Annotated in this window: 17 protein-coding genes; 12 read left to right on the top strand and 5 right to left on the bottom strand. The window is 58.9% G+C overall.

Annotated features, from left to right (window positions below):
* Nucleotides 1–87 precede the first annotated feature (87 nt).
* The 5 genes from trhO to ALO64_RS03210 all read left to right on the top strand — a co-directional run bounded on the left by trhO (nucleotide 88) and on the right by ALO64_RS03210 (nucleotide 6,882).
* Nucleotides 88–1,026, top strand: a complete 939-nt coding sequence (gene trhO, locus ALO64_RS03230) for an oxygen-dependent tRNA uridine(34) hydroxylase TrhO (RefSeq protein WP_044343374.1) — start codon at nucleotides 88–90, stop codon at nucleotides 1,024–1,026.
* A 3-nt stretch (nucleotides 1,027–1,029) separates the two neighbouring features.
* The gene (locus ALO64_RS03225; protein WP_044343349.1) at nucleotides 1,030–1,662 is read left to right on the top strand and encodes a DsbA family protein; all 633 of its coding nucleotides are present in this window, start codon (nucleotides 1,030–1,032) and stop codon (nucleotides 1,660–1,662) included.
* Nucleotides 1,655–3,481 (top strand): ABC transporter ATP-binding protein, encoded by a 1,827-nt coding sequence (locus ALO64_RS03220; RefSeq protein WP_044343348.1) that lies wholly within the window; start codon nucleotides 1,655–1,657, stop codon nucleotides 3,479–3,481. Before ALO64_RS03225 ends, ALO64_RS03220 begins: the two co-directional genes overlap by 8 nt.
* Nucleotides 3,482–3,604: 123 nt before the next feature.
* Nucleotides 3,605–6,067 (top strand): EAL domain-containing protein, encoded by a 2,463-nt coding sequence (locus tag ALO64_RS03215; RefSeq protein ID WP_044343347.1) that lies wholly within the window; start codon nucleotides 3,605–3,607, stop codon nucleotides 6,065–6,067.
* Between the two features lie 29 nt (nucleotides 6,068–6,096).
* The gene (locus ALO64_RS03210; protein ID WP_004657281.1) at nucleotides 6,097–6,882 is read left to right on the top strand and encodes a TenA family transcriptional regulator; all 786 of its coding nucleotides are present in this window, start codon (nucleotides 6,097–6,099) and stop codon (nucleotides 6,880–6,882) included.
* 29 nt (nucleotides 6,883–6,911) lie between these two features.
* Here ALO64_RS03210 and ALO64_RS03205 read toward each other — a convergent pair whose 3' ends face one another.
* From ALO64_RS03205 to ALO64_RS03185, 5 genes are all read right to left on the bottom strand, one after another.
* Nucleotides 6,912–7,838 (bottom strand): GGDEF domain-containing protein, encoded by a 927-nt coding sequence (locus ALO64_RS03205; protein WP_002554573.1) that lies wholly within the window; start codon nucleotides 7,836–7,838, stop codon nucleotides 6,912–6,914.
* Between the two features lie 214 nt (nucleotides 7,839–8,052).
* A complete protein-coding gene (locus ALO64_RS03200) occupies nucleotides 8,053–8,793 on the bottom strand; it encodes a YciK family oxidoreductase (protein ID WP_005744705.1) in 741 nt (246 codons plus the stop codon).
* Between the two features lie 12 nt (nucleotides 8,794–8,805).
* Nucleotides 8,806–9,477 (bottom strand): N-acetylmuramic acid 6-phosphate phosphatase MupP, encoded by a 672-nt coding sequence (gene mupP / locus ALO64_RS03195; protein ID WP_005731282.1) that lies wholly within the window; start codon nucleotides 9,475–9,477, stop codon nucleotides 8,806–8,808.
* Between the two features lie 3 nt (nucleotides 9,478–9,480).
* Nucleotides 9,481–10,179, bottom strand: a complete 699-nt coding sequence (gene ubiG, locus ALO64_RS03190; RefSeq protein WP_005731283.1) for a bifunctional 2-polyprenyl-6-hydroxyphenol methylase/3-demethylubiquinol 3-O-methyltransferase UbiG — start codon at nucleotides 10,177–10,179, stop codon at nucleotides 9,481–9,483.
* An 85-nt stretch (nucleotides 10,180–10,264) separates the two neighbouring features.
* Nucleotides 10,265–11,596, bottom strand: a complete 1,332-nt coding sequence (locus ALO64_RS03185; protein WP_044343346.1) for a TRZ/ATZ family hydrolase — start codon at nucleotides 11,594–11,596, stop codon at nucleotides 10,265–10,267.
* Between the two features lie 120 nt (nucleotides 11,597–11,716).
* Here ALO64_RS03185 and mtnA point away from each other — a divergent pair, with 120 nt between their 5' ends.
* The 7 genes from mtnA to rpsA all read left to right on the top strand — a co-directional run bounded on the left by mtnA (nucleotide 11,717) and on the right by rpsA (nucleotide 22,429).
* On the top strand, nucleotides 11,717–12,793 hold the full coding sequence (gene mtnA / locus ALO64_RS03180; RefSeq protein WP_044343345.1) for an S-methyl-5-thioribose-1-phosphate isomerase: 1,077 nt from the start codon (nucleotides 11,717–11,719) through the stop codon (nucleotides 12,791–12,793).
* A gap of 304 nt (nucleotides 12,794–13,097) precedes the next feature.
* On the top strand, nucleotides 13,098–15,884 hold the full coding sequence (gyrA, locus tag ALO64_RS03175; protein WP_044343344.1) for a DNA gyrase subunit A: 2,787 nt from the start codon (nucleotides 13,098–13,100) through the stop codon (nucleotides 15,882–15,884).
* A 204-nt stretch (nucleotides 15,885–16,088) separates the two neighbouring features.
* Nucleotides 16,089–17,174, top strand: coding sequence for a 3-phosphoserine/phosphohydroxythreonine transaminase (gene serC / locus ALO64_RS03170; protein WP_005731286.1), 1,086 nt, complete (start codon nucleotides 16,089–16,091; stop codon nucleotides 17,172–17,174).
* Nucleotides 17,174–18,268: a prephenate dehydratase gene (gene pheA, locus ALO64_RS03165; RefSeq protein WP_002554565.1), complete on the top strand. Its 1,095-nt coding sequence runs from the start codon at nucleotides 17,174–17,176 to the stop codon at nucleotides 18,266–18,268. Before serC ends, pheA begins: the two co-directional genes overlap by 1 nt.
* A 57-nt stretch (nucleotides 18,269–18,325) precedes the next feature.
* Nucleotides 18,326–19,930, top strand: coding sequence for a prephenate dehydrogenase/arogenate dehydrogenase family protein (locus ALO64_RS03160; RefSeq protein ID WP_044343343.1), 1,605 nt, complete (start codon nucleotides 18,326–18,328; stop codon nucleotides 19,928–19,930).
* Nucleotides 19,927–20,616 (top strand): (d)CMP kinase, encoded by a 690-nt coding sequence (gene cmk / locus ALO64_RS03155; RefSeq protein ID WP_044343342.1) that lies wholly within the window; start codon nucleotides 19,927–19,929, stop codon nucleotides 20,614–20,616. Before ALO64_RS03160 ends, cmk begins: the two co-directional genes overlap by 4 nt.
* A gap of 121 nt (nucleotides 20,617–20,737) precedes the next feature.
* Nucleotides 20,738–22,429 (top strand): 30S ribosomal protein S1, encoded by a 1,692-nt coding sequence (gene rpsA, locus ALO64_RS03150; protein ID WP_002554562.1) that lies wholly within the window; start codon nucleotides 20,738–20,740, stop codon nucleotides 22,427–22,429.
* Nucleotides 22,430–22,472: the final 43 nt, after the last annotated feature.

Here is a 22,472-nt window from a genome sequence, read left to right as displayed (position 1 = left end):
TGCCGGTGCGTTTTTTTGTCCGCACATTTTTACCCGGTAGGCCCTTTGCGAGGGTCGCCACTGGAGAGATACATGACTCAAGAGCCGATGACTCAGCCGATCGTCGTGGCTGCGCTATACAAGTTCGTGACCCTCAGCGATTACGTGGAACTGCGCGAGCCCCTGTTGCAGGCGATGGTCGACAATGGCATCAAGGGCACACTGTTGATCGCCGATGAAGGCATCAACGGCACGGTGTCCGGCAGCCGCGAAGGCATCGACGGCCTGATGGCCTGGTTGAAGAGCGATCCGCGTCTGATCGACATCGATCACAAGGAATCCTACTGCGACGAGCAGCCGTTCTATCGCACCAAGGTCAAGCTCAAGAAAGAGATCGTGACCCTGGGCGTAGAGGGTGTCGACCCCAACAAGAGCGTCGGCACATACGTCGAGCCCAAGGACTGGAACGCCCTGATCACTGACCCTGAAGTGCTGCTGATCGATACCCGCAACGATTATGAGGTCTCGATTGGCACCTTCGAGGGTGCCATCGATCCGAAGACCACGTCTTTTCGCGAGTTTCCGGAATACATCAAGGCGCATTTCGACCCGGCGGTGCACAAGAAGGTCGCCATGTTCTGCACCGGTGGCATTCGCTGCGAAAAAGCTTCCAGTTACATGCTGGGCGAAGGTTTTGAAGAGGTCTATCACCTCAAGGGCGGGATTCTCAAATACCTGGAAGAAGTCCCTGAGCAGGAAAGTCATTGGCGCGGCGAGTGTTTCGTGTTCGACAACCGGGTCACGGTGCGCCACGACCTGACCGAAGGCGGCTACGACCAGTGCCATGCCTGCCGTACGCCGATCAGTGCCGAGGATCGCGCCAGCGAGCATTACTCACCGGGTGTCAGCTGCCCGCATTGTTGGGATTCGCTGAGCGAGAAGACTCGCCGCAGCGCCATCGACCGGCAAAAACAGATCGAACTGGCCAAGGCACGTAACCAGCCCCATCCGATTGGTCGTAACTATCGTCTACCCTCCGAGGCCTGAGCCATGTCTGCCCGCCTGATCTATGTCATGGACCCTATGTGTTCGTGGTGCTGGGGCTTCGCTCCGGTTGCCGACGCATTGGTGCAGCAGGCTCGGGCGGCGGGTGTGCCGCTGCATCTGGTCATGGGCGGTCTGCGCTCTGAGGGTGCAGCGCTGGAACCGGCCAAGCGTCGTTACATTCTTGAGCATTGGCAGGCGGTCGAAGAGGCCACCGGCCAGCCGTTTCTTCGCGACGGTGTGCTGCCGGAAGGGTTTGTCTACGACACCACGCCTGCCTGTCTGGCCGTCACTGCGGCGCGGCAGTTGGACCCGGACCGAGCCTGGGAACTGGTCGGGCTGATTCAGCGGGCTTTCTACAGCGAAGGTCGTGACGTAACACGCCCTTCATTGCTGGCCGAACTGGCCGAGCAGGCGGGGCTGTCGCGTCAGGCATTTGCCGATGAGTTCGAAAGTAAGGAGCGGCAAGCTGCCACGGCCGCTGATTTCGCCTGGGCGCAGGATCTGGGCATCGCCGGCTTTCCGACTCTGCTTGCCGAGCGCAACGGCCAGCTGGCGCTGTTGACCAACGGTTATCAGCCGTTGAGCAGCCTTTCGCCCTTGCTGGGTCGATGGCTGGAGCGTGCAGCCAGTGCGTGATGAATCGCCCGATGCCGCCCGGCGGTCGCAAGCCAAGCATGGCGATGCGTTGAGTTGGGCCGAGATCCGGCGTCTTGCGTTGCGTCATAAAAAAGCCCTGTGGCTGGCCAATGGTGTCGCGGTTCTGGCGACACTGTGCAGCGTGCCGATCCCGTTGTTGTTGCCGTTGCTGGTTGACGAAGTGCTGTTGGGGCGCGGCGATGCGGCACTGAAAGTCATGAATCACTTGCTGCCTGACGGCCTGCAAAAGGCGGCGGGCTACATCGGCCTGATGCTCTTGCTGACTCTGGTGCTGCGTGTCGGAGCGCTGGTGTTCAACGTTCTGCAGGCGCGGCTGTTTGCCGGGCTGGCCAAGGATATCGTCTACCGTATCCGGCTACGTTTGATCGAACGGCTCAAGCGCATTTCCCTGCGTGAGTACGAAAGCCTGGGCAGCGGCACGGTGACTACGCATCTGGTGACCGACCTGGACACGCTGGACAAGTTTGTCGGCGAAACCCTCAGCCGACTGCTGGTAGCCACGCTGACGCTGGCAGGCACGGCGGGCATTCCGATGTGGATGCACTGGAAGCTGGCGCTGCTGATCATGCTGTTCAACCCGCTGGTGATTCTGCTCACGGTGAAGCTGGGCAAGCGGGTCAAGCATCTCAAGAAGCTGGAAAACGACAGCACGTCGCGTTTTACCCAGGCGCTGAGTGAAACACTGGATGCGATTCAGGAAGTCAGGGCGGGTAATCGACAGGGTTTCTTCCTTGGTCGGCTGGGCATGCGGGCGCAGGAAGTGCGTGATTACGCCATCAATTCGCAATGGAAAAGCGACGCCTCGGGGCGTGCCAGCGGGCTGTTGTTCCAGTTCGGTATCGATATCTTTCGTGCCGCCGCAATGCTCACGGTGTTGTTCTCGGACCTGTCGATCGGGCAGATGCTTGCGGTGTTCAGCTACCTGTGGTTCATGATGACGCCGGTTGAGCAACTGTTGAATCTGCAATACGCCTATTACGCGGCGGGTGGTGCTCTGACGCGTATCAACGAGTTGCTGGCGCGTGCCGATGAGCCGCAATATGTCGGCGGCACTGACCCTTTCGCAGGACGCGAGACCGTGGGGGTCGAGGTGCGTGGCCTGAGTTTCGGTTATGGCGAAGACCTGGTGCTGGATCAGTTGAACCTGAGCATCGCGCCGGGTGAAAAGGTCGCCATCGTCGGTGCCAGTGGTGGCGGCAAGAGCACCTTGGTGCAGTTGCTGCTGGGCTTGTACACGGCCCGCACCGGAGTGATCCGTTTTGGCGGCGTCAGTCAGCAGGATATCGGTCTTGACACTGTGCGCGAGAACGTTGCCGTGGTACTGCAGCATCCCGCCCTGTTCAATGACACGGTGCGCGCCAACCTGACCATGGGTCGTGACTGCAGCGACGAAGCCTGCTGGCGTGCGCTGGAAGTTGCGCAACTCGATTCTGCGATCCGCGATCTGCCACAAGGTCTGGACAGCGTGGTAGGGCGCTCCGGGGTCAGAATGTCGGGTGGCCAGCGTCAGCGCATGGCCATCGCACGCATGGTATTGTCCGACCCTAAAGTGGTTATCCTCGATGAAGCTACCTCGGCACTGGACGCGGCTACCGAGTACAACCTGCATCAGGCCCTCGCACGTTTTCTGCGTAGTCGCACAACGCTGATCATCGCGCACCGCCTGTCGGCCGTGAAGCAGGCTGACCGGGTGCTGGTGTTTGATGGCGGGCGGATTGTCGAAGACGGCGGACACCAACAGTTGATTGCCGATGGAGGTCTTTACGCAAAGCTGTACGGACACTTGCAACAAATCTGATGTGCGATGCCTCGATCAGCGCACAGCTTGGCTCGATGGCGGGAGAATCACCTGCCATCATTTACGAATTTAGCCTAGTCTCTGCGCTAGACGTTTATTCAGGCATGTGGTGAGGTGAAACCCATGAATCAACCATGGACCTTCTCCAAGCCCCGTCTGTTGGGCATCGTATGGCCATTCATTGCCGTCGCGCTGTTTCAGGCGTTGCTGGGGTGTGTCAGTCTCTACACCATGTCTGCGGTGCGCAGCTATGTGGCGGGCGAGAGTCTCTGGTCCAAGGGCCAGAAAGACGCCATCCATCACCTGAGCCTATACGCCATCACGCATGATGAGCGTGACTATCTGAAGTATCAAAACGCCTTTTCCGTCCCTCAGGGCGGCCACGCCTTGCGCAAGGCGCTCGATCAGCCTATTCCGTCCATGGCGGATGCCAGGGCCGGGATCATCCAGGGCGGCAATCACCCCGATGACGCGAACGGCATCATCTGGATGTACCTGAACTTCCATAACTTCAGCTTTATGAAGCAGGCCATTCACTTTTGGGAGGTGGGTGATGGCTACCTCATGCAGCTCAATGAACTTGCGCGGAATATTCACGACCGGGTCGGTGAGGGTGAGGTGACTGCCGCCGAGGTCAATCAGTGGCGAGTGCAGATCAATGTCATCAATGAAGGGGTAACACCCGCAGCGCGGGCGTTCAGTGATGCGCTGGGCGAGGGGTCCCGGTTCATCCTCAACCTGCTGATTGCGGTCAATCTGGTCACTGCCGTTTTACTGATTCTTCTGGCGCTGCTGCGTGTGCGTCGTCTGATTGTCCAGCGGCGCGTGTTTGCTGATGCTCTGCAACTTGAGAAAGAGCGCGCCCAGATTACCCTGGAGTCCATCGGCGACGGAGTGATCACCATCGACGTGGCCGGGGCCATTGTCTACATGAACCCCGCAGCCGAGGGCCTGACGCACTGGAAAAGCACCCAGGCCAGCGGGCTTCCGCTGACAGCGCTGTTCAATCTGCTGGATGAAAACGATCAGAAGGACACCTCGACGCTGGTCGAACAGATCGTCACCGGCAAGCTCAAGGGCGGCAGTGCCAACAGCAAGCTTATCCAGCGGCTGGATGGCAGTACGGTCTCGGTAGCACTGGTCGGTACGCCGATCTACAACGAGGGGGTGGTCAGCGGGGCGGTGCTGGTACTGCATGACATGACACAGGAGCGTCAGTACATCGCCGATCTGTCATGGCAGGCCGCCCATGATCCGCTGACCGGGCTGGTCAATCGCAGTGAATTCGAGCATCGCCTGCAGCGGGTACTGGATGGTATTGACGATCAGGTGAGCAGCCACTGTCTGATGTTTCTTGATCTGGATCAGTTCAAACTGGTCAATGACACCGGTGGTCATGCGGCGGGCGATGAGCTGCTGCGCCAGCTTTGCCGGGCATTGCCGCAGGGCTTGCGCGACGGTGACACACTGGCCCGGTTGGGAGGTGACGAGTTCGGCGTGTTGCTGGTCGATTGCCCTGCCGACACGGCCCTCGATATAGCCGAGGGGTTGCGCGAGATCGTGCAGACCCTGCATTTCATGTGGAAAGGTCGGCCATTCATGACTACCGTAAGTATCGGTCTGGTGCAGCTCGGCGATACACCCGCCACGCTTGAAGGGTCGTTGTCTGCTGCCGACATGGCCTGTTATATGGCCAAGGAGAGAGGCCGCAACCGGGTTCAGGTCTACAGTGTTGACGACCTGACCCTGTCGATGCGGTTCGGCGAGATGGCCTGGATACAACGTCTGCACATGGCAATGGATGAAAATCGCTTTTGCCTTTATGCGCAGGAAATCGCTTCGATCAAAGGTGAAGGCGGTGAGGTACGGCACATAGAAATCCTCCTGCGCCTGCGTGATGAGTCCGGACGAATGGTGGTTCCGGACAACTTTATCCCGGCTGCGGAGCGCTACGGCCTTATGACGACGCTGGATCGTTGGGTGGTGCACAATGTCTTCAAAGTGATCGCCCAATGCCAGAGTGATGATCGGCATCAGGCACCGCAGGCGCTATGTGCTATAAATTTGTCAGGTTCAAGTATCGGCGATGATACGTTCCTCGAATACCTGAAACAGCAGTTCAAGGCATTTGCCGTATCGCCCGGAATGATCTGTTTCGAGATCACTGAAACCAGTGCCATTGCAGACCTGGACAGCGCGATTCGCTTTATCAACGAGTTGAAGGAGCTGGGCTGTCAGTTTTCCCTTGATGATTTCTGTTCGGGCATGTCGTCCTTTGCCTATCTCAAACACTTGCCTGTGGATTTTCTGAAAATCGATGGCAGTTTTGTAAAGGACATGCTCGACAATCCGATCAACAAGGCTATGGTCGAGGTCATCAACAATATTGGTCATGTGATGGGCAAACGCACCATTGGCGAGTACGTAGAAACGCCGCAGATAGAGTTTGCGTTGCAGGAAATGGGCGTGGATTTTGCACAAGGGTATCTGATATCACGCCCTGAATTGTTCACTTGCGAGAGTCTGTACATTCAGCCCGTACGGCCTGACCCCCTGATGTTCGGCGCGCCAGGAACGCTACGTTAATCAGTTGAAACCCTATGAGGAGATACCCAGTGATCGACACTTTCGAGAGAACCGGTCCGCTCATGGAAGCCAGCAGTTATCCGGCCTGGGCGCAGCAGTTGATCAAGGATTGCAGCGCTGCAAAGGCACGGGTGGTCGAGCACGAGTTGTACCAGCAGATGCGTGACGCGAAGCTGAGTCCGCAGATCATGCGCCATTACCTGATCGGCGGTTGGCCGGTTGTCGAGCAGTTCGCGGTGTACATGGCCAAGAACCTCACCAAGACCCGCTTTGGTCGTCATCCTGGCGAAGACATGGCGCGCCGCTGGCTGATGCGCAATATTCGCGTCGAACTCAATCATGCCGACTACTGGGTGAACTGGTGTGCAGCGCACGATGTGACGCTTGAAGACCTCCACGATCAACGGGTTGCGCCTGAGCTGCACGCACTGAGCCACTGGTGCTGGCAGACCAGCTCTTCGGACTCACTGGCTGTTGCGATGGCGGCCACCAACTATGCCATTGAAGGAGCGACGGGCGAGTGGTCGGCAGTGGTCTGTTCCAATGGTGCGTACGCCGAAGCATTCCCTGAAGAAACCCGCAAGAAAGCCATGAAATGGCTCAAGATGCATGCACAGTACGACGACGCGCACCCTTGGGAGGCGCTCGAGATCATTTGCACGTTGGTGGGTAACAAGCCGAGCCTGCAGCTGCAAGCTGAGCTGCGTCAGGCCGTTACCAAGAGTTACGATTACATGCATTTGTTCCTGGAGCGCTGCATGCAGCTGGACAAGGTCAAGCCTGCGCGTGGGCGTGTTGCCGCGCTGGAAGTTTAGAGGCTGGGCGAGAAAGGCAGGAAAGAGTGCTAGCTGGCCATGGCAAGACGGTTGCGACCTTCGCGTTTAGCAACATACAGGGCGTTGTCGGCCCTGCGCAGCAGGCTGTCGGCGGTTTCTGCCGGCAGTAGTGTTGAGCATCCCAGGCTGACTGTCATGGTCAGGGCTGGGTCAAGCTCGCGAAACTCGAGGTTCCGCACGGCCTGACGCAGGCGTTCGCCGATCAGTTCAGCCGAACTGGCTCCGGTGTTGGAAAGAATCACCACGAACTCTTCACCGCCATAGCGGAACACACGATCGATATTGCGCAGTTGCGCTTTCAGGCTTTGCGCAACGGTTTTCAGTACATCATCGCCAGTATGATGGCCGTACTCATCGTTCACTTTCTTGAAATGATCGATATCCAGCATCAGCAATGAAAGCGGTTGCTTGTGACGACGCGATATCTCTATCTCGCGAGCCAGGCCCTGATCCATTGCGATACGGTTACCGGTACTGGTCAAAGGGTCGCGCAACGCCGTCTGTGTCGCAATGCGATACAGCAGGGCGTTCAGCAGCGGGTACACCAGACAGACCAGCAGCGATTCAAGGTCGCTCAGCTGCCGGGTATCAAATGGCTTGGCGCCTTGAAACTCCAGCTCACCGATGCACTTGCCCTCGTGACGCAGGTGAAAGGTGGCGCTGTCGGATGACATCTCGCCCAGACGCAGATTCAGGTCGCTTTCGATATGTCGATAGGCCAGACCACTCAATGGCAGGAACCGTTGCACACCCTGAAAAAACAGGGTCAGTATCCGCTCGGCTTCCAGGCTGGTCTGCAATTGTCGCCCAAGCTGATAAACCAGCTCGGGCAGTGACGGGGGTGGAAGTATGGCGTCGGGTCGATTTCGAAAACCCAGGCGTTGCAGTTCAGCCGTATCGAAATCGATTGCATGGGTCTGGGTAGGAAAATTCATCTCTTCGCTCCTCAGCACATATTGCTGGCTTGGCTGGGTTAGAGGGGATGTCGTGCCATTCGGTTCATTTTTGCCCGGACTTATTAAAATCAGTGGTTTAGCTGACGCCATCTCTCTGACAGTGAGGGCGAGTCGGCAATTCCTTGACTTAAAATGCCGCTAAAAACGCCTGCCGTGACAGTTTTCCGTCACGGCAATGTCTGGTTATTTTTGCTCACTGAGCATTCAGCGCCTGCCCGTTTATGCCCTTACTGTCCGGTCCCATCAAGTACAGGTAGACCGGCATGATGTCTTCGGGCGCGGGATTGTTCTGCGGGTTTTCGTCAGGGTAGGCCTGCGCACGCATACCGGTGCGGGTAGCGCCCGGGTTGATGCTGTTGGCCCGCACACTGGTGACGCCTTCAAGCTCGTCGGCGAGAGTTTGCATCAGGCCTTCGGTAGCAAATTTCGATACCCCGTACGCGCCCCATTGCGCGCGGCCTTTGCGACCAACGCTGCTGGAAGTGAAGGCCACCGATGCATCGGTCGAGCGCCGAAGCAGTGGCAGCAATGCCTGGGTGAGCATGAAGGTGGCATTGACGTTGACGTGCATGACCTGCATGAAGTCTTCGCCTGGCAGGTGTTCCACTGAAGTGCGCGGTCCGATGATCGAGGCGTTGTGCAGCAGCCCGTCAAGACGGCCGACTTTGCGCTCGATCATGGTCGCCAGGTCGTGATACTGCGCGGGGTCGGCGCTTTCCAGATCGAAGGGTATGACCAACGGCAGCAGATGACCTGCTGCCTGTATCTCGTCATGGACCTGAGCCAGGCTGGCTTCAGTTCTGCCCAGCAGCAGAACAGTCGCGCCATGCGCTGCGTAGGTTTTTGCGGCTGCAGCACCGATGCCGCGAGCGGCACCGGTGACCAGAATGATCCGGCCCTTGAGCAGTTCCGGGTGCGCGGAGTAGTCAAACATGTAAAACCTCGTTCAGCAGCTGCACAGTGCGTTATCCAGCACCTTGCGCAGTTCCAGCGGATGATCGACCACCACGTCGGCACCCCAGTGGTCAGGATTGTCGTCGGGGTGGATGTAGCCGTAGCGCACGGCAGCAGTCTTGGTGCCTGCGTCGCGGCCGGACTCAATGTCGCGCAGATCGTCGCCTACGAACAGGACGCTGGCCGGGTCGAGGTCGAGCATCTTGCAGGCCAGAATCATCGGCTCGGGGTGTGGCTTGCTGTGCGTGACGTGGTCCGGGCAGATCAGTACGGCGGAGCGTTCGGCCAGGCCGAGCTGTTCCATTATCGGCTGAGCGAAGCGCACCGGCTTGTTTGTCACCACGCCCCAGATCAGGCCGGCCTTCTCGATGTCGACCAGCAACTCGCCCATGCCATCGAACAGTCTGCTGTGGACGGCGCAGTCACGCTGATAGCGCTCCAGGAACTCGAGGCGCAATGCTTCGAATTGCGGCGCTTGCGGCGACATCGCGAAGGTCGCTGCCACCATGGCCCTGGCGCCACCTGAAACTTCATCGCGGATCAGTTTGTCCGGTACGGGGGGAAGGCCGCGGTCGGCCAGCATCGCCTGAGCAATGGCGATGAAGTCCGGTGCGGTGTCGAGCAGGGTGCCGTCCATGTCGAATAAAACCGCTCTCAAACGCATGTCTCACGCCTCCCGCAGGGTCTGGATCATGTAGTTGACGTCGACGTCGGAGGCCAGCTTGTAATGCTTGGTCAGCGGATTGTAGGTCAGACCGATGATGTCCTTGACCTGCAAGCCTGCATCGCGGCTCCAGGCACCCAGTTCGGAAGGGCGGATGAATTTTTTGAAGTCGTGGGTCCCGCGTGGCAGCAGGTTGAGGATGTATTCGGCACCGACCACGGCGAACAGATAAGCTTTCGGGTTGCGGTTGATGGTCGAGAAAAACACCTGACCGCCCGGCTTGACCATGCGATAGCAGGCGCGGATCACCGACGATGGGTCCGGTACGTGCTCAAGCATTTCCAGGCACGTCACCACATCGAACTGCTCGGGCATCTCTTCGGCCATGTCCTCGGCGGTGATCTGCCGATACTCGACGCTGACGCCTGATTCAAGCTGATGCAGTTTTGCGACGGCCAGCGGCGCTTCGCCCATGTCGATGCCGGTGACCGTTGCGCCGCGCAGGGCCATCGCCTCGCTGAGAATGCCGCCGCCGCAGCCGACGTCGAGCACCTTCTTGCCTGCCAGGCCGACACGCTCGTCGATCCAGTTGACGCGCAGCGGATTGATGTCATGCAGCGGCTTGAATTCGCTTTCGCGGTCCCACCAGCGATGGGCCAAGGCCTCGAATTTAGCGATTTCTGCGCGGTCGACGTTGCTCATGGGTGTCCCTCTTGAACTCAAAATTCTTTTTCATCAGTCAGGCTTATAGATAAGCCTGACTGGCATGTGTTCGGTCCGAATCGAATTATTCGGCTTTACCGGAAATACGCTGGCCCCACGCAATCGCGGTGTCGCGCAGTGCGGGTTCATCCATGCGAGTCAGCCGGCGAGCGTCGAGCAATTGCTTGCCGGCCACCCAGACATGGCTTACGCAATCGCGGCCAGTGGCATATATAAGCTGCGACACCGGGTCGTAGATCGGTTGCTGGGCCAGGCCCGACAGGTCGAAAGCGACCATGTCTGCCGCCTTGCCGATCTCCAGCGAGCCGGTCTCGGCCTGAATACCCAGGGCGCGAGCGCCATTCAGCGTCGCCATGCGCAGCGCACGGTGTGCATCCAGTGCTGTGGCCGAACCGGCAACAGCCTTGGCCAGCAAGGCGGCGGTGCGGGTTTCGCCGAGCAGGTCCAGGTCATTGTTGCTGGCGGCACCGTCAGTGCCCACCGCAACATTCACTCCGGCCTGCCACAGCCGTTCGACCGGGCAGAAACCGCTGGCCAGCTTGAGATTGGATTCTGGGCAATGAATGACGTTGGTATTGCTTTCCACCAGCAGGGCCAGATCGTCGTCGTTGATCTGCGTCATGTGCACGGCCTGGAAGCGCGGGCCGAGCATGCCCAGGCGATTCAAGCGGGCGAGAGGGCGCTCCTGGTGCTGTTCGACAGCCTGTTCGACTTCGAATGCGGTCTCGTGGACGTGCATCTGGATCATGGCGTCCAGTTCATCGGCGATAACCCGGACCTTCTCCAGGTTTTCGTCGCCCACTGTGTAGGGCGCATGCGGGCCAAAGGCGATCTTGATGCGTGGATGATGGGCGAGGTCGTTGAATAGCTCGATACCGTTGTGCAGTGCTTCATCCGTTGTGTGAGCCCCCGGAATCGGGAAATCCAGTACCGGAACGGTGATCTGCGCGCGCATGCCGCTGGCGTGGACGCGCTCGGCAGCCACCTTGGGGTAGAAATACATGTCCGAGAAGCAGGTGATGCCGCCCTTGAGCTGCTCGGCGATGGCCAGGTCGGTGCCATCGCGAACGAAGTCTTCGTTGACCCATTTGCCTTCGGCGGGCCAGATATGGTCCTGCAGCCAGGTCATCAGTGGCAGGTCATCGGCCAGCCCGCGAAACAGTGTCATGGCTGCATGACCGTGGGCGTTGATCAGGCCTGGGCTGAGCAGCATGCCGGGAAGCTCCTGCACCTGCACTGCGTTTTGCCTCAATGCCTCGGCCCGCGGCCCTATATAGACGATACAGCCGTCGCGCACGCCGATACCGTGGTCCTTGAGCACCACGCCTGCGGGCTCGACCGGCACCAGCCAGGCGGGCAGGAGCAAAAGGTCGAGCGGTGCTGTAGCGTTCGGCATGAGAAGGTTTCCATCGTTTATTACGTTGATGGCGAAGTATACCCGAGCGTCTTCGCAGGCGGCTCGCTATAATCAGCGGCTTTTGATGCTGGGTTTCGGATGTTCAAGATGGAGTTGGCGATGCGCGATCGACTGTTGGCTGCAGAGAAAGTTAAGGCCATCGATTGGCGAGACGACGCTCTGTACCTGCTGGACCAGCGGGTACTGCCGTTCGAGGAAGTCTGGCACCGCTATACCACCGCCGAGGGAGTCGCCGAGGCGATTCGCACGATGGTCGTGCGCGGGGCACCGGCTATCGGTATCAGTGCCGCCTACGGTGCGGTGCTGGGCGCACGTGCGCGCATTGCCGAAGGCGAGGACTGGTATCCGGCGCTGGAAGAAGACATGCAGTTGCTGGCCGACTCACGCCCGACCGCCGTGAACCTGTTCTGGGCGCTGAACCGGATGCGTGATCGTCTGATGCGTGTGAAGGACGGTGACGATCCGCTCGTGGCCCTTGAGGCAGAAGCCGTGGCGATTCACTTGAGTGATCGCGAGGCCAATCTGACCATGGCGCAATTAGGCGCCGACCTGATCCGCAGGCATCAAGGCAACTTGCAGACGGTGCTCACCCACTGCAATACCGGAGCGCTGGCCACCGGTGGTTTCGGGACTGCGCTGGGCGTGATCCGCGCAGCGCATCTGGAAGGCATGATCGAGCGGGTCTATGCCGATGAAACCCGGCCCTGGCTGCAGGGTTCGCGGCTTACCGCCTGGGAGCTGGCCAATGAAGGCATCCCGGTCACCCTGAATGCAGACTCCGCCGCTGCGCACCTGATGCGTACCAAGGGCATTACCTGGGTCATCGTCGGGGCTGATCGCATCACCGCCAATGGCGATGTTGCGAACAAGATCGGCACCTATCAGCTTGCCGTAGCCGCGATGCACCACGGGGTGCGCTTCATGGTGGTGGCACCGAGTTCGACCATCGATATGGAGATGGCCAGCGGCGACGACATCATCATTGAAGAGCGCGACGGCCGTGAGCTGCTTGAAGTGGGCGGTCAGCGGGTCGGTGCACAGGTCGAGGCCTTCAATCCGGTGTTCGATGTGACACCGGCAGACCTGATCGATGCGATTGTGACCGAGAAGGGCATTGTCGAGCGTCCCGATACCGCCCGGATAGCGCAATTGATGAGCCGTAAACACCTTCACTGATGCGGTCGGGCTCGAGCCGTTGCCGCTGTGCAATGCGGCTGGGCGGGCCTGTAAGCGTTTCTCAGGCGTCTTGCACGCCGGTGGCTCGTTTTCAGCGCCTGCAAAGGATGTGAGCGCCTCGGCGATTGTGGTAATATCCGGCGGTTATCGGGGACACTGATTGTAGTCGCCCACGCTGCGTAGATTCATGGCATAACTCGTTGATTTGTCGTAAGTCGCTGCCCTGCACATGCTGGCAGCGGCGAGCTTCGTATACCCCGAATGGGTTTGCGAGGTTTCACCAGAAAAAGGAATCAGGCTTCTCATGGGCGAACTGGCCAAAGAAATCCTCCCGGTCAATATCGAAGACGAGCTGAAGCAGTCCTACCTCGACTACGCGATGAGCGTAATCGTCGGTCGAGCACTGCCCGATGCGCGCGACGGCTTGAAGCCCGTGCACCGGCGCGTGTTGTTCGCAATGAGCGAGCTGGGTAACGACTGGAACAAGCCGTACAAGAAATCCGCCCGTGTGGTTGGTGACGTGATCGGTAAGTATCACCCGCACGGCGATACGGCCGTGTACGACACCATCGTTCGTATGGCTCAGCCATTCTCGCTGCGCTACCTGCTGGTAGACGGTCAGGGCAACTTCGGTTCGGTCGATGGCGACAACGCTGCGGCCATGCGATACACCGAAGTGCGCATGACCAAGCTGGCGCACGAGCTGCTGGCCGACCTGCACAAGGAAACCGTGGGCTGGGTGCCGAACTACGACAGCACCGAAATGATCCCCGCGGTCATGCCGACCCGTATTCCCAACCTGCTGGTCAACGGTTCCAGCGGTATCGCCGTGGGCATGGCGACCAACATTCCGCCGCACAACCTCGGTGAAGTCATCGATGGTTGCCTGGCACTGATCGACAACCCAGAGTTGACGGTCGACGAACTGATGCAGTACATCCCCGGCCCGGATTTCCCGACAGCGGCGATCATCAACGGCCGTGCGGGTATCATCGAAGCCTATCGCACGGGTCGTGGACGCATTTACATGCGTGCCCGCTCCATCGTCGAAGACATCGACAAGGTCGGCGGACGTCAGCAGATCGTCATCACCGAGCTGCCTTACCAGCTGAACAAGGCACGTCTGATCGAGAAGATCGCCGAGCTGGTCAAGGAAAAGAAACTCGAAGGCATTACCGAGCTGCGCGACGAGTCCGACAAGGACGGTATGCGCGTGGTCATCGAGCTGCGTCGTGGCGAAGTGCCAGAGGTTGTTCTCAACAACCTTTATGCCCAAACCCAGCTGCAAAGCGTTTTCGGTATCAACATCGTTGCCCTGATTGACGGCCGTCCACGCATCCTGAACCTCAAGGACCTGCTGGAAGCCTTTGTTCGTCACCGTCGCGAAGTGGTTACCCGCCGTACCGTATTCGAGCTGCGCAAGGCGCGTGAGCGTGGCCATATCCTTGAAGGTCAGGCTGTTGCGTTGTCCAACATCGACCCGGTCATCGCCCTCATCAAGGCCTCTCCGACACCTGCAGAAGCCAAGGAAGCGTTGATCAAGACGCCTTGGGAATCAAGCGCAGTGGTCGAAATGGTCGAGCGTGCAGGTGCCGATTCGTGCCGCCCTGAGAACCTGGACCCGCAATACGGTCTGCGTGAAGGCAAGTATTTCCTGTCACCGGAACAGGCTCAGGCCATTCTGGAACTGCGTCTGCATCGCCTGACCGGTCTGGAACACGAGAAGCTGCTGGGCGAGTACCAGGAAATCCTTAACCAGATCGGCGAGCTGATCCGCATCCTCAACAGCGCAACGCGCCTGATGGAAGTGATCCGCGAAGAGCTGGAAGTGATCCGCTCCGAGTACGGCGATGCCCGTCGTACCGAGATTCTCGATGCACGTCTGGACCTGACCCTGGGTGACCTGATCACCGAAGAAGAGCGTGTGGTCACCATCTCCCATGGCGGCTATGCCAAGACCCAGCCATTGGCGGTCTATCAGGCTCAGCGTCGTGGCGGCAAGGGCAAGTCGGCCACCGGCATCAAGGATGAGGATTACATTGCTCACCTGCTGGTCGCCAACAGCCACACCACGCTGCTGATGTTCTCCAGCAAGGGCAAGGTGTACTGGCTCAAGACCTATGAGATCCCGGAAGCGTCCCGCGCTGCCCGTGGTCGTCCGTTGGTCAACCTGTTGCCGCTGAGCGACGGCGAATACATCACCACCATGCTGCCGGTTGACCTCGAAGCCATGCGCAAGCGTGCCGACGAAGAAGGCGAAGCCCTTGAGGGCGAGCTGGACGACGCGGAAAACAGCAGCGAGACCGAAGAAGAGCGCAAGGTCCGTATCAAGGCCGCCGACAAGAAGAAGGCTCCGTTCATCTTCATGTCCACCGCCAACGGTACCGTCAAGAAGACCCCGCTGGTTGCATTCAGCCGTCAACGCAGCTCGGGCCTCATTGCCCTTGAGCTGGACGAGGGCGACATCCTGATCTCCGCTGCCATTACCGATGGCGAACAGGAAATCATGCTGTTCTCCGATGGCGGCAAAGTGACCCGCTTCAAGGAATCCGATGTGCGCGCCATGGGGCGTACCGCTCGTGGCGTGCGTGGCATGCGTCTGCCAGAAGGGCAAAAGCTCATTTCGATGCTGATCCCGGAAGAAGGCAGCCAGATCCTCACCGCTTCCGAGCGCGGCTACGGCAAGCGTACGGCCATTTCCGAGTTCCCCGAGTACAAGCGTGGTGGTCAGGGTGTCATCGCCATGGTCAGCAATGAGCGTAACGGCCGTCTGGTTGGCGCAGTTCAGGTGCTTGATGGCGAAGAAATCATGCTGATTTCCGATCAGGGCACGCTGGTGCGTACCCGGGTGGGCGAAGTGTCCAGTCTGGGCCGTAACACTCAGGGCGTGACCCTGATCAAGCTGGCCAGCGACGAGAAACTGGTCGGTCTGGAGCGTGTTCAGGAGCCGTCGGAAGTCGAAGGCGAAGAGCTTGAAGGTGAAGAGGTTATTGACGGCGTGATCGTCGATGCCGCTGAAGTGGAAGTGGACGATGCCGGTGAAGACCTGCAAGCGGACGCTGCGCCAGATGAAGACGAACCGCAGAACTAAGCTGTAACGTAAATCAGGTAAGGGCTGGCTCGTCTGTGAGTGCATGTGCATTCCAGGCAAGTCCAGCCCTTGCGGCATTCGGCCAGCCCTGCAGCCGGATCAGAATTTCAGCAAGGAGCTGCCAGTCGCTGCGGCGTCTGTCTGCTCGTGGCAAGCAACCAGAAACAAGCGCGTACAGACCCAACGTATTTGACGAGAGTGGATATGAGCAAGCGAGCCTTTAACTTCTGCGCAGGTCCTGCTGCGCTTCCTGAAGCTGTTCTGCTGCGTGCCCAGGCGGAACTCCTCGACTGGCACGGCAAAGGCCTTTCCGTCATGGAAATGAGCCACCGCAGTGACGAGTTCGTCTCCATTGCCACCAAGGCCGAGCAGGATCTGCGCGATCTGCTGTCCATCCCCTCCAATTACAAAGTGCTGTTCCTGCAAGGCGGCGCGAGCCAGCAGTTCGCGCAGATTGCGCTGAACCTGCTGCCGGAAAACGGAAAGGCCGACTACATCGATACCGGCATCTGGTCGCAGAAGGCTATCGACGAGGCATCGCGCTATGGCACGGTCAACGTAGCCGCCAGCGCCAAGCCTTACGACTACTTTGCCATTCCCGGTCAGAACGAATGGAAGCTGTCCAAGGATGCTGCCTACGTTCACTACGCGCCAAACGAAACCATTGGTGGTCTGGAATTCAACTGGATTCCCGAAACCGGCGACGTGCCGCTGGTTGCCGACATGTCTTCGGACATCCTCTCGCGCCCGGTGGACATCTCGCGTTTCGGCATGATCTACGCTGGCGCCCAGAAGAACATCGGCCCCAGCGGCATCGTGGTGGTGATCATTCGTGAAGACCTGCTGGGCCGCGCACGTTCGCTGTGCCCGACCATGCTCGACTACAAAGTCGCTGCCGACAATGGCTCGATGTACAACACGCCGCCGACTCTCGCCTGGTACCTGTCGGGGCTGGTCTTCGAATGGCTCAAGGAGCAGGGCGGTGTCGAGGCAATCGGCAAGCGCAACGAAATCAAACAGCGCACGCTGTATGACCTTATCGACGCCAGCGAGCTGTACAGCAACCCGATCAACAAGCCCGATCGTTCGTGGATGAACGTGCCGTTCCGTCTGGCTGACGATCGTCTCGACAAGCCGTTCCTGGCCGGTGCCGATGCAAACGGTCTGCTCAACCTCAAGGGCCATCGCTCGGTGGGCGGCATGCGTGCATCCATCTACAACGCAATCGATATCAACGCTATCAACGCGTTGGTGGCCTACATGAAAGACTTCGAGAAGGAGCACGGCTGATGTCCGAGCAAGAACTCAAGGCGCTTCGCGTCCGTATCGACAGCCTCGATGAGAAAGTTCTGGAGCTGATCAGCGAGCGTGCCCGCTGTGCCCAGGAAGTGGCCAGGGTCAAGATGTCCTCGCTGGCTGAAGGCGAAGTGCCTGTGTTCTATCGCCCGGAGCGCGAAGCTGCAGTGCTTCGGCGAGTCATGGAACGCAATCGTGGTCCGTTGAGCAACGAAGAGATGGCGCGGCTGTTCCGCGAAATCATGTCTTCCTGCCTCGCGCTTGAACAGCCGCTCAAGGTCGCCTATCTCGGCCCTGAGGGTACGTTTACCCAGGCCGCCGCGATGAAGCATTTCGGGCATGCAGTCATCAGTCTGCCGATGGCTGCGATTGACGAAGTGTTTCGTGAAGTGGTTGCCGGTGCCGTGAATTTTGGCGTGGTCCCGGTGGAAAACTCCACCGAAGGCGCGGTCAACCACACGCTCGACAGCTTTCTTGAACACGACATGGTCATCTGTGGCGAAGTCGAGCTGCGTATCCACCACCATTTGCTGGTGGGCGAAAGCACCAAGACGCAAAGCATCACGCGCATCTATTCCCACGCTCAGTCGCTGGCCCAGTGCCGCAAATGGCTCGATGCTCATTACCCGAATGTCGAACGTGTGGCCGTTGCCAGCAACGCCGAAGCCGCCAAGCGGGTCAAGGGCGAGTGGAATTCGGCGGCTATCGCTGGCGATATGGCGGCAGGCCTGTATGGTCTGACGCGTCTTGCGGAAAAGATCGAAGATCGCCCGGACAACTCCACGCGCTTCCTCATCATCGGCAACCAGGAAGTCCCGCCGACCGGCGATGACAAGACCTCAATCATTGTGTCGATGAGCAATAAGCCGGGTGCGCTGCACGAGCTGCTGGTGCCGTTCCACGAGAGCGGTCTGGACCTGACACGCATCGAAACCCGCCCGTCGCGCAGTGGCAAGTGGACTTACGTGTTTTTCATCGACTTTGTCGGCCATCACCAGGACCCGCTGGTCAAGGCCGTGCTGGAAAAAATCAGCAGTGAAGCCGTTGCCTTGAAGGTGCTGGGTTCCTACCCGAAAGCGGTTCTTTGAGGGCGTTGTGCATGATCCGTTTGTTTGTTGTCTTGTCGGGCTGTCAGGTGTGTTCGCGTGGTTGATGTAATTTCGGAACAACCGGCCCGGTCGTTGATCGGTCGTCTGGTGGTCGTGGGGCTTGGGCTGATCGGCGGCTCCTTTGCCAAGGGCGTGCGCGAAAGCGGCCTGTGTCGCGAAGTCGTCGGCGTCGATCTTGATCCGCAGTCGCGAAAGCTGGCTGTCGAACTGGGGGTAGTGGATCGCTGTGAGGCCGATCTTGCCGTGGCCTGTCATGGTGCCGACGTGATTCAGTTGGCGGTGCCGATTCTGGCTATGGAAAAGCTCCTCGCGCTGCTTGCGCCGCTGGATCTGGGTAACGCAATTCTCACCGATGTCGGCAGTGCCAAAGGCAATGTGGTCAGCGCTGCGCGCCAGGCATTCGGCCATATGCCGACACGTTTTGTGCCCGGGCATCCGATTGCCGGGTCCGAGCAGAGCGGCGTTGAAGCATCCAACGCGGCGCTGTTCAGGCGTCATAAAGTCATTCTGACTCCGCTGGCTGAGACCGATCCTCAAGCGGTGGCGATTGTCGACCGGTTGTGGTCTGCCTTGGGCGCCGATGTCGAGCATATGCAGGTCGAGCGTCACGATGAGGTGTTGGCTGCAACCAGCCATCTGCCGCATTTGCTGGCATTCGGTCTGGTCGACTCACTGGCCAAGCGTAATGAAAACCTGGACATATTCAGGTATGCCGCTGGCGGTTTCCGTGATTTCACGCGTATCGCAGGCAGCGATCCGACCATGTGGCACGACATCTTCATGGCCAATCGGCAAGCAGTACTGCGCACGCTGGACAGCTTTCGTACGGATCTCGATGCCTTGCGCGATGCGGTAGACGCTGGCGATGGCGCACAACTGAAGGATGTGTTCACCCGCGCTCGCGCAGCCAGGGAGCACTTCGGCAGAATTCTGGCCAGTCGTGCCCGGGTCGATACAGCGTCTGGCGACCATCGTGAGGTTCGCGGCGGGCCTGCGGATGGCGTGAGCCACCACATCAAAGGGCCGGTGGATGTCATGTCTGCGGTGCTGTTCATGGTGGCAACGTCGATCAGCGAAGGGTGCGACTTGCTGCTCGAGGACGTTCCGGTCAGTTCCCCTTGTGAGGGGGCGATCGATATCCTGCGCCTGATGGGCGGCGACATCGTGCTGCAAAATGTCCGCAAACTGGCGAGCGGGACGCTCGCAGACCTGCATGTCCGCTCCGCCCGGCTGAAAGGGGCTGATATTCCTGAAGCGCTGGTGCCATTGGCGATCAATACATTTCCGGTGCTGCTTGTTGCCGCAGCGTGTGCAGAAGGGCGTACCATTCTGCGCGGCGCACAGGCGCTGCAAGCCGACGAGTCAGAGTGCGTCAGGCTGATGGCCGATGGTCTGCTGGCTCTGGGTATCGAGGCCGAGCCTGTGCTGGATGGCATTATTATCGAAGGCGGTGTGCCAGGTGGCGGCGAGGTTGATGCTCGCAGCGATCAGCGTATCGTCATGGCGTTTCGCGTTGCATCGTTGAGGGCTTCGGCGCCCATCCGTATTCAAGCGTGCGCGGATGCCGCCGCATCGTTTCCCCATTTTCTGGCGCTGTGCGCTCAGGTTGGCATGCGTGTAGCGCAAGAGGACAAAAAGTGAAAATCAAAGCTCCCGTTATCACCATCGACGGACCCAGCGGTTCCGGAAAGGGCACTGTAGCCGGGTTGCTGGCCAGAAAACTCGGCTGGTGCCTGCTTGATTCCGGTGCGCTGTATCGTCTTCTGGCTTTTGCCGCGCGTAATCATGGCGTCGACCTGACCAATGAAGAGGCGTTCAAGCTTCTGGCCGCTCATTTGGATGTGCAGTTCGAAGCGACTGCGGCAGGGCAGGGGCAGCGCATCATTCTGGAAGGCGAGGATGTCACCCACGCCATTCGCAACGAGCAGGTAGGCAGCGGCGCGTCGCAGGTGGCTTCGCTGCCGGCGGTGCGCGACGCCTTGCTGTTGCGCCAGCGCGCTTTTCAGGAGGAGCCGGGCCTTGTTGCAGATGGTCGCGACATGGGCACCGTGGTGTTCCCGGATGCACCACTGAAGATATTCCTCACTGCCAGTGCCGAGGAGCGTGCGCGCAGGCGTTACTTGCAGTTGAAGGCCAAGGGCGATGATGTTAGTCTGTCGAGTCTGCTAGATGAGATATGTGCACGCGACGAGCGTGACACCCAGCGAGCGGTAGCCCCGCTGAAGCCGGCGCACGACGCCATACAGCTGGATTCCACTGAATTGTCCATCGAGCAGGTGCTGGAACGCATTCTGAGCGAAATCGCGCTTCGCGGTATCGCCGGATGACGAAGAAGCGTGTAGGAGACCAGTCATAGTCCCGCAGGCTTTCTTTTACTTGAACGAAACCCACGTTGTCTGGAGCGTGGCAGATGGGCGTATTCTTCGCCCTTGATCAACAGGAATTAAAATGAGCGAAAGCTTTGCAGAACTTTTTGAAGAAAGCCTAAAGACCCTCAACCTTCAGGCTGGTTCGATCATCACCGCTATCATCGTGGATATCGACTACCAGGCAGGTTGGGTTACGGTTCACGCCGGTCTGAAATCTGAAGGCCTCATCCCGCTGGAACAGTTCCACAACGACGCTGGCGAGCTGACCATCAAGATCGGCGATGAAGTTCACGTTGCGCTGGACGCGGTCGAAGATGGCTTTGGCGAAACCAAGCTGTCCCGCGAAAAAGCCAAGCGTGCCGAGTGCTGGATCGTTCTGGAAGCGGCTTTCGCAGCTGAAGAAGTGGTCAAGGGCGTTATCAACGGTAAGGTTAAAGGCGGCTTCACTGTCGACGTTAACGGCATCCGTGCGTTCCTGCCTGGTTCTCTGGTTGACGTCCGCCCTGTGCGTGACACGACTCACCTGGAAGGCAAAGAGCTCGAGTTCAAGGTCATCAAGCTGGACCAGAAGCGCAACAACGTTGTCGTTTCCCGTCGCAGTGTCCTGGAAGCCGAGAACAGTGCCGAGCGCGAAGCTCTGCTCGAGTCCCTGCAGGAAGGCCAACAGGTCAAGGGTATCGTCAAGAACCTCACCGATTACGGCGCATTCGTCGATCTGGGTGGCGTCGATGGCCTGCTGCACATCACCGACATGGCCTGGAAGCGCATCAAGCATCCATCGGAAATCGTCAACGTTGGCGATGAGATCGATGTAAAGGTCCTGAAGTACGATCGCGAGCGCAATCGTGTTTCCCTGGGTCTGAAGCAACTGGGTGAAGATCCATGGGTTGCTATCAAGGCTCGCTACCCGGAAAGCACCCGCGTTACCGCGCGTGTTACCAACCTGACCGACTACGGCTGCTTCGCAGAGCTGGAAGAAGGCGTGGAAGGCCTGGTACACGTTTCCGAAATGGACTGGACCAACAAGAACATCCACCCTTCGAAAGTCGTTCAGGTTGGCGACGAAGTGGAAGTCATGGTTCTGGACATCGACGAAGAGCGTCGTCGTATCTCCCTCGGCATCAAACAGTGCAAATCCAACCCATGGGAAGATTTCTCTGGCCAGTTCAACAAGGGCGATAAAATCTCCGGCACCATCAAGTCGATCACCGATTTCGGTATCTTCATTGGTCTGGACGGCGGCATCGACGGCCTGGTTCACCTGTCCGATATCTCCTGGAACGAAGTGGGCGAAGAAGCTGTACGTCGCTTCAAGAAGGGCGACGAGCTCGACACCGTGATCCTGTCTGTTGATCCTGAGCGTGAGCGCATCTCGCTGGGTATCAAGCAGCTGGAAAGCGATCCGTTCTCCGAGTACGTCACTGTCAATGACAAGGGCGCTATCGTTCGCGGTATCGTTAAAGAAGTTGACGCCAAAGGCGCCATCATCACCCTGGCCGACGACATCGAAGCGACCCTCAAAGCCTCCGAAATCAGCCGTGACCGCGTTGAAGACGCGCGTAACGTTCTGAAAGAAGGCGAAGAGATCGAAGCCAAGATCATCAGCGTTGACCGCAAGAGCCGCGTAATCAGCTTGTCCATCAAGTCGAAAGACGTTGAAGACGAGAAAGAAGCTATTCAGAGCCTGCGTAGCAAGCCTGAAGTCGCTGAAAGCACTGGTCCTACCACCATTGGTGACCTGCTGCGCGCGCAAATGGAAAAACAGAACTAAGTTCTGCTTGACCACAAAAAGGACGACTTCGGTCGTCCTTTTA

The organism is Pseudomonas meliae (assembly GCF_001400515.1).
Classification (GTDB): Bacteria; Pseudomonadota; Gammaproteobacteria; order Pseudomonadales; family Pseudomonadaceae; genus Aquipseudomonas; species Aquipseudomonas amygdali.
This window is presented reverse-complemented; position numbering and strand designations above follow the sequence as displayed.

What these genes read in the sequence shown, in the direction of transcription:
- trhO (WP_044343374.1), top strand. Translation starts at nt 88, where the DNA reads ATGACTCAGCCGATCGTCGTGGCTGCGCTATACAAGTTCGTGACCCTC.
- ALO64_RS03225 (WP_044343349.1), top strand. Translation starts at nt 1,030, where the DNA reads ATGTCTGCCCGCCTGATCTATGTCATGGACCCTATGTGTTCGTGGTGC.
- ALO64_RS03215 (WP_044343347.1), top strand. Translation starts at nt 3,605, where the DNA reads ATGAATCAACCATGGACCTTCTCCAAGCCCCGTCTGTTGGGCATCGTA.
- ALO64_RS03205 (WP_002554573.1), bottom strand. Translation starts at nt 7,838, where the DNA reads ATGAATTTTCCTACCCAGACCCATGCAATCGATTTCGATACGGCTGAA.
- ALO64_RS03200 (WP_005744705.1), bottom strand. Translation starts at nt 8,793, where the DNA reads ATGTTTGACTACTCCGCGCACCCGGAACTGCTCAAGGGCCGGATCATT.
- mupP (WP_005731282.1), bottom strand. Translation starts at nt 9,477, where the DNA reads ATGCGTTTGAGAGCGGTTTTATTCGACATGGACGGCACCCTGCTCGAC.
- ubiG (WP_005731283.1), bottom strand. Translation starts at nt 10,179, where the DNA reads ATGAGCAACGTCGACCGCGCAGAAATCGCTAAATTCGAGGCCTTGGCC.
- ALO64_RS03185 (WP_044343346.1), bottom strand. Translation starts at nt 11,596, where the DNA reads ATGCCGAACGCTACAGCACCGCTCGACCTTTTGCTCCTGCCCGCCTGG.
- mtnA (WP_044343345.1), top strand. Translation starts at nt 11,717, where the DNA reads ATGCGCGATCGACTGTTGGCTGCAGAGAAAGTTAAGGCCATCGATTGG.
- gyrA (WP_044343344.1), top strand. Translation starts at nt 13,098, where the DNA reads ATGGGCGAACTGGCCAAAGAAATCCTCCCGGTCAATATCGAAGACGAG.
- serC (WP_005731286.1), top strand. Translation starts at nt 16,089, where the DNA reads ATGAGCAAGCGAGCCTTTAACTTCTGCGCAGGTCCTGCTGCGCTTCCT.
- pheA (WP_002554565.1), top strand. Translation starts at nt 17,174, where the DNA reads ATGTCCGAGCAAGAACTCAAGGCGCTTCGCGTCCGTATCGACAGCCTC.
- rpsA (WP_002554562.1), top strand. Translation starts at nt 20,738, where the DNA reads ATGAGCGAAAGCTTTGCAGAACTTTTTGAAGAAAGCCTAAAGACCCTC.